This window comes from Pseudovibrio exalbescens, assembly GCF_028737195.1.
Classification (GTDB): domain Bacteria; phylum Pseudomonadota; class Alphaproteobacteria; order Rhizobiales; family Stappiaceae; genus Pseudovibrio; species Pseudovibrio zosterae.
The window spans coordinates 515,474-527,989 of sequence record NZ_JAQZAJ010000003.1 but is presented as its reverse complement, the minus strand read 5'-3'; the positions used below and the strand labels follow the sequence as shown (position 1 = coordinate 527,989).

Annotated in this window: 4 protein-coding genes; 3 read left to right on the top strand and 1 reads right to left on the bottom strand. The window is 58.6% G+C overall.

All coding sequences use genetic code 11. From position 1 onward, the window contains the following. Positions 1 to 84: 84 nt before the first annotated feature. Positions 85 to 291, bottom strand: a complete 207-nt coding sequence (locus PUV47_RS11770; protein ID WP_274218757.1) for a DUF1153 domain-containing protein — start codon at positions 289 to 291, stop codon at positions 85 to 87. Between the two features lie 301 nt (positions 292 to 592). On the opposite strand from PUV47_RS11770, the gene PUV47_RS11765 reads away from it, so the two are divergent. From PUV47_RS11765 to PUV47_RS11755, 3 genes are read left to right on the top strand one after another with little or no spacing between them, the layout of a single operon-like run. Further along, positions 593 to 5,767, top strand: coding sequence for a DEAD/DEAH box helicase (locus PUV47_RS11765; protein WP_274218756.1), 5,175 nt, complete (start codon positions 593 to 595; stop codon positions 5,765 to 5,767). Further along, positions 5,739 to 8,540, top strand: a complete 2,802-nt coding sequence (locus tag PUV47_RS11760) for a DEAD/DEAH box helicase (protein WP_274218755.1) — start codon at positions 5,739 to 5,741, stop codon at positions 8,538 to 8,540. Before PUV47_RS11765 ends, PUV47_RS11760 begins: the two co-directional genes overlap by 29 nt. Positions 8,541 to 8,542: 2 nt before the next feature. Further along, on the top strand, positions 8,543 to 12,514 hold the full coding sequence (locus PUV47_RS11755; protein ID WP_274218754.1) for an Eco57I restriction-modification methylase domain-containing protein: 3,972 nt from the start codon (positions 8,543 to 8,545) through the stop codon (positions 12,512 to 12,514). Positions 12,515 to 12,516: the final 2 nt, after the last annotated feature.

The window sequence follows — 12,516 nt, the reverse complement described above, 5'->3', positions numbered from 1 at the left end:
AGGCCTGCAACGTTTTTTCGCGCCCCAACTCCAGCATTACACCCCATAGGCTTCCGGAAGATCGCACAGCCTTTACTCAAAGTGCTAACGAACATCAAGGGGATTGGCACGCAAGGCATTTTCCATGCCCTTCTGGGTATCGTCCACCCAACCCTCGATCTCGCTTGGTGTCAGATCATAAGTCCGGCTGGCCTCGGCCATGGTGGTCTTGCCCCGCATTATCTCTTTGGCAAGCGCTGATTTGCGCTTGGCTGTCCAACGTTTGATACCTTCTTCCAACGCTTCACTCATCGCTACCATTTTCCTCACTGTAGCATGAGCAGATTTTCACTGGGTCAATACATAAACGCGTTTGACCACTTCCATCAACGCTTTCTATCATGACGAACTAGTGAATCATTCAAATCGCAACAACTCAAAATGTTAACCAGAAATTGCAAATACTCTAGAACGAATTGGATGCGATGTTCAAAACACATTTGCGAAATCAGACAATTAAAGCTTTAGCGAGATATCGGCGCTAAAAGAACGCATTTCTAAAATGGAAAGCAATATCGTTAAGAATTTTGTTTTTTTATTTTGCAGGTAAGTGATGAAAGCATTTGATTTTGACCATCAACTAATCCATGCCTACGAGCACTTTTCGCGTTCATTCAGCGCTATTCGGGCGACTGACCTGAAATCAGAGATCGATGCCCAGTACGACGCAGGAAAATTCTGGCCAGATGCTCTCTTGTCGCTGAACCCACGCTTCATGGCGGGGCCGACGATCGATGAACTCGTAGCCACGGGTGATGTCGACGACGGCACGGGCAAAGTTTTCCGGTTTGGTGCCACACCTCTTCGCTTTCACCGGCACCAAGCTGAGGCCATCGCGAAGGCGAAGCAAGGAAAGAGTTATGTCGTCACTACCGGCACGGGTTCGGGGAAATCCCTGTGCTTCTTCGTGCCGGTTGTCGATGCAATCATTCGCGCGCGGCGCGCTGGAAAGCCGCGACGCACAATGGCAATCATCGTCTATCCGATGAACGCACTGGCAAATAGCCAGATGAAGGAGATCGACAAGTTCATCGCCGGTTCCGGTTTGCCCGATGAGCTCAAGCCGGTGGTCAAACGGTACACCGGCCAGGAAAGCCGTGAAGAACGTGAGCGCATAGCTGCCAATCCGCCCGATGTTCTCCTGACGAACTACATGATGGCAGAATTGCTTCTGACGCGTCAGGACGACCTGGACTCGAAAGTCGTCTCGAACGCGTCTGGTCTCGAGTTCATCATTCTCGACGAACTCCACACCTATCGCGGACGTCAGGGTGCCGATGTAGCTGTCCTCGTTCGGCGCCTCCGAGACAGGTGCTCGCCTGACAAGGAACCAATCTGCATCGGGACCTCGGCGACGATGGCATCCGAGGGATCGGACGAGAACCGCGCACTTGCTGTCGCGAGGGTGGCGTCGCGTCTGTTTGGCACCGATATTGGTCCAGACGCAGTCATAGATGAGTCCTTGCAGCGCGCGACCGACGACGCTCTGAAGACCGAGCACGTCCTCGGCGCTTTGAAGATGGTCCTGACGCAGCCCCTCCCGGACACACTTGATGACGAGACCCTGAGGCGTCATCCGCTCTCGGTTTGGGCCGAACTCGAACTCGGATTGGACGATGGGCTTGAGCTTCGCAGGAAGAAGCCGATCCCTTTCGAAGAAGCCGTAGAAAAGCTTTCTCTGGCCAGTGCGGTCGATACCGAAACCTGCCGAGACTATCTCGAAAAATTCCTGACCCGGGTAAGCCTGCCGGAGCATGAGCGCGGCGGTACGAAGGATGGGGCCTTTCTCGCCTTCAAACTCCACCGTTTCATCTCCGGTGCCGGTGAAGTCTTTACGACGCTCACAGCCAGTCCGCGTCGGATACTTCTTGAAGGGCAGCTGGTGGACCCCGAAACCCCACAAAACCGCCTCTACCCCACGCGGTTCTGCCGAAACTGTGGCCAAGAATACCATGTCGTGACCAAGGTAGACGATGATGGGAGTTTGCGCTTTCTACCCAGAAGCATAGACGACACGCCGCTCGACACTGAAGAAGACGAGGTTGCAGGGTATCTCTGTCCGGTAAGGCCCAACGATACTGACTTTCAGTTCACAGGCGAGCTTGAGGGTTACCCAGAAAGCTGGCGAGAAGAGAAAAACGGCATTGAACGACTGAGAGGCTATCGCAAGAAGCGTATGCCGGTGTCCTACGTCGTGGGTGCAGATGGTCGCCACGGAGCGGGCGGAAACGATTTCTGGTTCATCCCGGGGAAGTTCGCGTTCTGCCTGTGCTGTCATGACGAACCGGCGCAGGGGATGCGTGAACGCAGCAAGTTGGCGGGGCTCTCCGGCGAAGGGCGAAGCTCGGCAACAACTTTGCTCGTAGCCAGCGCCCTGGAGTGGATGAACAAACCTGATAGCGGCGTACCTGAGACGAAGCGGAAGCTTCTAGGGTTCACGGACAACCGCCAGGATGCAGCCCTGCAGTCTGGCCATTTCAATGATTTCCTGTTCGTGAGCCTGTTGCGCGGAGCCATCCTTCGCGCGGTCATTTCTGCTGGCTCAGGTGGGCTTGCAGAAGACGAGTTCGGCCTGCAGGTGGTGAAGGCACTCGGCTTTACTGCCGCCAACAAAGAGGCGCGCCAGCACTGGATCCTGGATTCGAATGCTGGTGCCATCATTCGCGAAGACGCCCAGCGGTCGCTCGCAAAGGTTCTCGCACATCGCGTCTGGACGGACCTGCGTCGCGGTTGGCGCTTCACCAACCCCAGCTTGTCTGTCCTGAACCTGATCGACGTGAATTTCCTCGGCCTCGAGGAAATCTCTCAGGATCGCGAGCGCTTCATGGACATCCATCCAGCGCTGGGAGACCTCAGCCTCGAACAGCGGCAGGCAATTCTAAAGGCGATTTTGTCCGCGATGCTCGAGGGTTTGGCTGTTCAGACCGAAGCCTTGGACCTGACTGTCCTCGACGGCGTGGCCCAGAAATCCCGAATGCTGCTTCAGGCACCTTGGGCCATTGACCAAAAGGAAAATCCGCGAGCGCGGTCCTCGCTTGTTCTGCGCGCGGGCAGCAAGAACGTCGTCACGCTGCGTGAAGAACAAACGCTTCTTCGGGCAGGTCCCAATTCACGGATCGCACGGCTCGTGAACCGGAAGTCCGTTCTCAGCATAAAGCTGAACAGGGATGAATACTACGAGTTCATGGAAGGGATGCTTGCCTTCCTGAGCGACGAAGGGCTGCTGGTGCCTGTCGAACTCGATAGCGATGTGACGGGCTGGCGCCTGTCACCATCTGCGGTTCGGCTTGTTCCTGGACCGGCCCTCGATGATGAAACCCACCGCGGTAACCGATATTTCCACGACCTTTACACCGCGATTGCCAGTGACCTTGGCGACGGGCGTAGTTCCTACTGGGGGCTGGAGGGACGCGAGCACACGGCTCAGGTTTCGCAGAAGCAGCGGGAATGGCGGGAATGGCGGTTCCGTTTCGAGCAGGACGACATGGACCATCTTGCAACGTCTGAGTACCGAACGGAAATTCGGGCGACCGGCGAGTCAGACCGGTTCCTGCCCGCGCTGTTTTGCTCTCCGACCATGGAACTCGGCGTTGATATTTCCGCCTTGAACGCCGTCTACTTGCGCAACGTACCGCCTACGCCGGCGAATTACGCGCAGCGCGCTGGTCGTGCCGGCCGATCGGGTCAGGCCGCGGTTGTGGTGACCTACTGCGCCTCGGGGTCTCCGCATGACCAGTACTTCTTCGAACGGCGCAACGATATGGTGGCCGGCGTCGTGCGGCCGCCAGCACTCGACATCACGAATGAAGAGCTGATCCGATCGCACCTGCACGCGGTGTGGCTTGCGGAAGCGAAACTGGCGCTTTCTCCCGACATCCCAGAGATTCTGGACCTTCATGCGGACAAATTCCCACTGAAGGACGACGTTCTGGCGGTCATCTCGAAACCAGCTCTGGTTTCGCAGGTACGGGGGCCGATGGCGCGTGTCTTGAACCAGATTCTCGCGTCCGACGGAGGGCAAACCCCGATCTGGATGGACGATCCAGACGAGTTCGTTCTTTACACGGCCATGAATGCCCCAAAGGAGTTTGACCGCGCGTTCGACCGTTGGCGGGAGCTTTATAGATCTGCCCGAACGCAATTGGCAGAAGCCAACAAGCGTTCGGAGATCACTGGGCTCTCGGGAGCCGACCGGCGCAAGATTAAAGCCGCGCAGATGCAAGCCCAAGATCAGATCGCCATCCTCGAACAAGGCAAAGCCTCGAATGGCTCCGATTTCTATTCGTATCGATATCTGGCGACTGAGGGCTTCTTGCCTGGTTACAATTTCCCGCGCCTGCCGCTCTACGCGTTTGTCCCTGGCGAAGGCAAGACGGGGTCCTTCCTGTCCAGAGCCCGCTTCCTGGCCATTTCCGAATTCGGCCCGCGCAGTCTGATCTATCACGAGGGGCGCGCCTATCGGGTCATGAAAGCCAAACTGCCGCCCGAGGTGCGTCAGGGCGATGGATCGGAATTGGTGACCAAAGATATCTACATCTGCTCCAACTGTGGTGCCTCGCATGAGGGCGAGGTCGAGCGCTGCCATGGGTGCAACAACCACATGGCGGGCGAGGTCGCCATCAAACAGACCCTGCGCATTGATAACGTCGAGGCTGCGCCGACTGAGCGTATCACCGCGAACGATGAAGAGCGCGTTCGGCAGGGTTTTGACATCCAGACCGTCTTCGCTTGGCCGAAAAAAGATGGTCGAGCCCAAGTGACCAATGCCAATTTCGTCTGCGGTGAAACTTCGCTGCTGGACCTTCAATATGCCAACCGCGCAGAAATTAGTCGCCTGAACAAGGGCTTGAAGCGTCGCAAGGCTGAAACAGAGTATGGCTTCTATATTGACCCAAGATCGGGTTACTGGGCAAAATCTGATGGCGAAGACAGTGATACGGACATTCCACCCGACGTGGTCAAGCCGGTTCGCATTGTTCCGATCGTCCGTGACAACAAGAATGCCCTTTTGTTCCGCTTCGAAAAGCCGGAGCAGTATGAGCCCGTGACAATCGCGACGGTTCAGCATGCTTTGCTGCGCGGAATCGAAGTGGTTTTCCAGTTGGAAGAAGGCGAAATCCTCGGTGAACCGCTGCCCGCGAGGGACAACCGTCGCGCAATCCTTGCCTACGAGGCAACGGAAGGCGGCGCCGGCGTACTCACGCGCCTGATTGATGACGGAAAGGCTATCAACGAGGTGGCGAAGACCGCACTGGGTCTGATGCACTTCGAGAATGTGGATGCTGCGATTGCTGCTGGTGATGCGGATCTGCTGAAGAAGAAAGACGGAAATTGCCATCGTGGCTGCTACCGTTGCCTGCTCTCCTACTTCAACCAACCGGATCATGAGCTGATCGACAGCTCGAGCCCGGAAGTGGCGCAATTCCTGATCAATCTTGCACGCGGCCAGATTTCCCTTGCTGAAAAACCGGCCGCCAGAACCATGCCATCACCATGGCTTGAGGAGTTCAGCGCGGCAGGCATTCCCCCCGTCGATACGATGCCCGCAAGCTTTGGTGGACGTGATTTTGAGTTTGTTTGGCGCGCATACGCGGTTGCCGCGACGACCGCAAACCTGACGGCAGAAGCTGAGGCGGACGCGCTGAACAAAGGCTGGGTCGTGTTTGGTCTGCCTTCGGCTCCGTCCGAGGGGCTGCCAGATGGCTTCATCAAGAATTTTGAAGGTTGATATGACCATTGATTTCACCCCTGGAGATCTCGTCAGAGCACGCGGCCGTGAATGGGTTACTTTGCCAGCACCCGGCGAGGGTTTGCTTGCCCTGCGCCCTCTTTCGGGCAATGAAAACGACATCATTGTTCTCGCTCCGGAACTTGAGCTGACAACGGTTGAGGCTGCTCGCTTCGATCTACCGGAAGATGCTCGTCCAACTGTGCAATCTAAGGCGGCGCTTCTCGCCGACGCGTTGCGATTGACCCTCCGTCGAGGGGCGGGCCCTTTCCGATCCGCTGCACAGCTTGCGTTTGAGCCTCGGGCGTACCAGCTGGTCCCGCTTCTCATGGCCCTTCGGCTTCAGGTCCCGCGGCTGTTGATTGCCGACGACGTTGGCATCGGCAAAACCATTGAAGCTGGTCTGATCCTCCGTGAACTCATGGATCGCGGAGAGGTCGATGCGTTTTCGGTTCTCTGTCCTCCGCACCTCGTGGACCAGTGGATCACAGAACTGAAGGATCGCTTCGGGATCGATGCCGTTGCCGTCACCTCCGGGACTGCGGCGCGTCTGGAGCGCAACCTCCCATTGGCGCAGACCCTTTTCGATGCCTATCCGTTCACGGTGGTCAGCCTTGACTACATCAAAGCCGAGAAGCGTCGGGATGGGTTCGCCAGGGCCTGCCCGGATTTCGTTATCGTTGATGAGGCACACGCCTGCGTCGGGACGCACAAGGGAAAGCAGCAGCGTTTCGACCTGCTCCAAGGCCTTGCGCGCGATCCTGAGCGTCGGTTGATCCTGCTGACAGCCACGCCGCACTCCGGAGATGAAGATGCGTTCGCTCGGCTTCTGTCGCTGATCGACACGGAATTCGGGACCGTCAACTTCGACAACCAGAAATACCGCGAGCGCCTTGTCAGGCACTTTGTTCAGCGCCGGCGCGTCGACCTGATCGAGGGCGACTGGGATGAGAACCGCTCGTTCCCCAAGCACGAGACCACCGAATATTCGTATCGCCTGAACGCCGAGCATCGATCCTTCCAAGAGGCCGTACTTGATTACTGTTTCTCGGTCGTATCTCGGGCCGGAGATGCGCAGAAGGATCGCCGTCTCGCCTTCTGGGGCACTCTAGCGCTGATGCGCTGTGTCGGATCATCACCCGCAGCCGCAATGAGCGCGTTGCGAAACCGGGCTTCCAATGAAGACGACCGCATCGAGCCGCAGATTTACGACGAAGATGGCGATGATGAAGACGCCGTGGACATTGAGCCAAACACTGTGTTCTCAAATGATCCCGCTCTCCAAGGGCTGCTCGACAAGGCCTGCGAACTTCTGACCGCCGAAGATCCCAAGCTGAACGCCCTCATCAAGGCTCTCAAGCCCTTGATCAAAAACGGCGCCAACCCCGTCGTCTTCTGCCGCTACCTCGCCACTGCGGAACATGTAAAAAAAGGGCTTCGGAAGGCCTTCCCCAAACTGAATGTGCAGGCCGTGACAGGTGAATTGACGCCGGACGAACGTCGTGATCGCGTCGCGGAAATGGCGCCCGAGGATGGTGGTGACGGGGATCAGCGCATTCTCGTCGCAACGGACTGTTTGTCCGAGGGTATCAACCTGCAGCAAGTATTCGATACTGTGGTCCATTATGACCTTTGCTGGAACCCCACACGGCATCAACAACGCGAAGGACGCGTGGATCGTTTCGGCCAGCCTGCAGAACTCGTTCGTTCAATTATGATGTTCTCGCCCGACAGCGCGATCGACGGTGCTGTACTAGATGTCATCCTTCGTAAAGCTAAGGACATCCGGGAAGCAACCGGTGTTACAGTCCCACTCCCTGATGAGCGTGGACCAGTAACCGATGCATTGATGGCCGCGATGATGCTCCGCCGTGACGGTGGCAATCACAAGCAGCTAACGCTGGACCTGCAAATCGGCGACGGCATCCAGGTGATGGAGACCCGCTGGCGCGACGCAAGCGAGAATGAAAAGCGGTCACGCGCCCGGTTTGCACAAAACGCCATGAAGCCAAGTGAGGTCGCTCCTGAATGGGACAAGGTGAAGTCCCTGCTTGGATCGCCAGCGGAAACGCTCGAATTTCTCGAGCGCGCGATGTCTCGGTTCGGGGTGCCTCTCGAGAAGAAGAAAGTACTGCAGTTCGCCCACGTGCATGCCCTTCAGGATAGCCTCAAGGAAAAGCTGGAGCAGCGTGGGCTGAAAGGCTCTGTGAAACTGGCCACGCAGGAACCGGTGCCATCAGGCGCTTCACTTCTGACCAGAACCCATCCGCTGACATCGTCCCTGGCAGAAAGCCTGCTTGAAGCCTCTCTCGACACCGAAGCACTGCCGGATCTGGGCATCGGCCGTGTCGGGGCCTGGCCGAGTGCCGCCGTCACTCAGATGACGCGTGTCGCTCTCTTGCGCATTCGTTACAAGCTTACCGTCCATGCGCGGCGTGAACGCCTTCTGCTGGCAGAGGAAGCCGCCCTCGTTGCCCTTGACAGCAATTCGGTAATCGCCTCTGGCAGCGAGGCGCACGCGCTGCTTGCCTCTCCCGCGACTGCTGATCTTGCGCCTGTCGCCCGCGACCGGATGATCAATACGGCGAAGGCGGCCCTTCCTGACCTGCTGGGCGGCCCGATTGCCGATTTCGTGCAACAGCGTGCCGCGGAGCTGGTTGAAGACCACGCCCGTCTTCGTGCCGCAGCCGGTTCTGCGTCGCGTGTCAGTGTCGACCCGATCATTCCCCCAGACGTCATCGGCCTCTTCGTTCTTGTTCCGGGGGAGGTGTAATCATGGCCCGCAAACCAATCACCGATATGACCGCGTGGCCGTCGCTAGGCCTCGAAGGCAACCTGATCGCGCCTGCGATGATCGCCAAGATCGATCAGCGCCAGGCAACCGAGCAATCCCCCGAGGAATACGGGGTTCGCAAAGGTCTCCAGATCCGCGAGGAAATCGCCACCGCCTTCCGCGTGGGCCAATCGCATTTCGACGCCTTTGCAAAGATTGAGCACCCCTCGGCCGCAGCAACCACGCGTTTCATTGCCGACTTCTTCAAGGAAACCTTCGGGTATTCCGACCTCGCCCTAGCAGCGGCACCGATCGCTCTGATCGCGTCCGACCGTGTACCCGTTGTGGTCGTCCCCCCGTCCGAACTGCTTGACCGTCGCAGCCCGACGCTCTCGACGGACAGGTCGCGCTCTCCAGCCTTCGCCCTTCAGGACTACCTGAATGATCGGGACGAGGCTCTCTGGGGCATCGTGACCAACGGAATGCAGTTGCGCCTCATGCGCGACAATGCCTCTCTGACCCGCCCGGCCTATATCGAGGCCGATTTGGCGCAGATGTTCACCAACGACGACATCGCGTCCTTCGCCGCGCTCTGGCTCCTGATACACCGGACCCGTTTCGGCGCCGCCGACACCCCGGCCACCGACTGCCCGTTGGAGCGCTGGCGCGAGGCAGGCTCCCGCGAGGGCGAGGCCGCGCGTGACCGCCTGGCAGACCAGGTCCAGATCGCGCTCAAGGTTCTGGGCTCGGGCTTCCTCGAAGCCAACCCAGAGCTCGCGGCCAAACTGAAATCGGGCGAGGTGAACCTCACCACCTGGTTCAACGAACTCCTCCGCCTCGTCTACCGGCTGATCTTCCTGATGGTCGCCGAGGATCGGAACCTCCTACACCCGGCGAAATCGAAGGCGGAGGCCCGCGCGCTCTACGCCGAAGGCTACAGCCTCGCAGCGCTCCGAAAGCAATGCTACCGCGCCGCGACTTGGGACAAGCACCACGACCGCTACGAAGGCGTCAAGATCGTCTTCAAGGCGCTCGCCAATGGCCAGCCAGCACTCGCCCTCCCGGCGCTTGGTGGCCTCTTTGCCGACGACCGTTTGCCTCATTTTGAAACCGCCCGCCTGCGCAACAAGGCCTTCATGGAGGCGCTCTACCGCCTCTCCTGGCTCTCGGACAAAACCGGCATGGTCCCCGTTAACTGGCGTGCGATGGAGACCGAGGAACTGGGCTCGGTCTACGAGTCCCTCCTCGAACTGCAGCCCCAGCTCGGCGATGATGGCAAGACGCTGGTCTTCGCCTCCGAGGCGGCCGAGCAGAAGGGCAACCAGCGCAAGACCACCGGCTCCTACTACACGCCCGACAGCCTCGTCCAGGCGCTGCTCGACACCGCGCTCGACCCCGTGCTCGACAAGACCGAGGCCGAGGCGGACGATCCCGCCAAGGCGCTGCTGAAACTCTCGGTCATCGACCCCGCCTGCGGTTCGGGCCACTTCCTGCTGGCCGCCGCCCGCCGCATCGCCACGCGGCTTGCGCGCATCCGGGCCACCCAAGATCATGGCGGCACGCCCTCGCTCGCCGATTTCCGCCATGCCCTGCGCGATGTTGCGCGCTGCTGCATCCACGGGGTGGATCGCAACCCGATGGCGGTGGAGCTGACCAAGGTCGCGCTCTGGATCGAGACGGTGGACCCGGGCCTTCCCCTCGGCTTTTTCGACGCGCAGATCCGCTGCGGCGACGCGCTGCTGGGGGTTTTTGACTTGCAGGTGCTGGAGGACGGCATTCCCGATGCTGCCTATAAGCCGCTGACCGGCGACGACAAGGAAACCGCGAAATACTACCTCAAGGCCAATCGCGACGCGACTGCGGGCCAAGGCGGGTTCGACTTCGGCACCGGTCAGGCGTCCATGCCCGAGGTGAAGCCGCTGGCGCTGGATTTCTCGGGCTTCCGCGACCTGCCCGAGGATACGGTCGAGCAGATCGGCGCCAAGGCCAAGCGGTTCAAGGAACTGCGTAAGGGGCGGACCTTTGTCCGCGCGAAGACGGCCTCGGACCTCTATGTCGCAGCCTTCGTGCTGCCCAAGGTCGGCGGGGCTCCTGCGGGGGCGTCGGCCCGCACCGTGCCGACGACCGAGGAGCTGTGGATGGCCCTCAATCAGGGCAAGATGCGGCAGGCGATGGTGGACGCGCCCAAGGCAGCGCGCCGTGCGCGGGCTTTCCACTGGCCGCTGGAGTTCCCCGATGTGATGCAGCGCGGCGGGTTTGACGTGGTTCTAGGAAACCCGCCGTGGGAACGGGTTAAGCTTCAGGAGCAAGAATTTTTTGCTACCCTTTCCCCCGACATTGCGAGTGCTGCCAACAAGACGGCTCGCGACAAGCTAATAAGATCATTGGCCGCAGCGCCAGAAGGTAGCCCCGAAAGAACTCTCCACAATGCCTTCATTGCGGCAAAGCGTGAGGCCGACGCGAGCAGTGAATTCGCCCGTCTTTCGGGAGAGGACGGCGGTCGTTTTGCACTTGCGGGTCGAGGTGACGTAAATACTTATGCTTTGTTCGCCGAACTCTTCTCCAATCTAGCGCGCCAGCGTGCTGGAGTAATTGTACCGACCGGCGTGGCAACTGATGCGACCACTGCACCGTTCTTTGCGCATTTGGTTGAGGCAAAGAGGCTTGCGAGCTTAATCGATTTCGAGAACTCCGCGCCGATTTTCCAAGCCGTACATCGAAGCTACAAGTTTTGCTTACTCAGCATTGGTCGGGATGAACCTGAGGCGCATTTTGCGTTCTTTTTGACTGAACCTGCACAGCTAGCTGAACCCGAGCGCAATTTCACTTTAAGTCCTGAGCAGATAGCGGCTATCAACCCAAATACCAAGACGGTTCCAGTATTCCGCTCTCGCTTAGATGCCGAACTGACTGCAAAGATCTATCGCAACGCGCCTGTTTTGATCGACGAGGGAAATAAGAAGGACGGCAATCCTTGGAGCGTTAGAGTCTATACGCGCATTTGGCATATGACCGAAGACTCTGATTGGTTCAAATCTGCTTGTGATCTCGAAAAAGACAGTTTCATCAGCAAGGACCCCGATCCACATATCCAAGAGGAAGTGGTCTGTTCTGAAAACGGTGCGGTAAAAAACGACTACGCTGAAAAAGATTATTTGCCGCTCTACGAAGCTAAGATGGTTCATCTCTATGACCATCGCTGGGCCGGATACATGCCGGATGGCACAAAATCTCATGATGTAACGCAAAACGAAAAAATAAACGATAGTTTTGACCCCTTGCCTCGCTATTGGGTGCCAAAAAGTGAGGTTGTTTCAAGACTCGTGTCCACCGACTGGCACCACGATTGGCTTTTTGGGCATCGTGGGCTTGCGAGAGCTACGGATGAGAGAACCTTCATTTCGTGTATAATTCCGATGGTAGCCGTTGGAAATAGCTTTCCAATCTGGATCCTTCCGAAGGAGATGGACCCTCGCAAGATAGCTAGCCTTGCAGCAAACTGCGCATCTTTGGTCGTCGATTTCGCTGCGCGGCAGAAATTGGGCGGGGCAAATCTTAATCTATACCTCTTATTTCAGTTCCCCATTCTTCCACCAGAATTCTACACCGAATCCCGCCTCGCCTTCATCACCCCGAAGGTGCTGGAACTCACCTACACCTCGCACAGCCTCGCCCCCTTCGCCCGCGATCTGGGGCATGACGGCCCGCCCTTCGCGTGGGACGAGAACCGCCGCACCCACCTGCGCGCCGATCTCGACGCCTTCTACGCCCGCGCCTACGGCCTGACCCGCGACGAGCTGCGCTACATCCTCGACCCCGCCGACGTGAAGGGCCCCGACTACCCCTCGGAAACCTTCCGCGTCCTCAAGGAAAAGGAAATCCGCCAGCACGGCGAATACCGCACCCGCCGCCTCGTCCTCGCCGCCTGGGACCGGATGGAAGCGAACGGCGAATTTACCGAAATGGGGATGTAGGC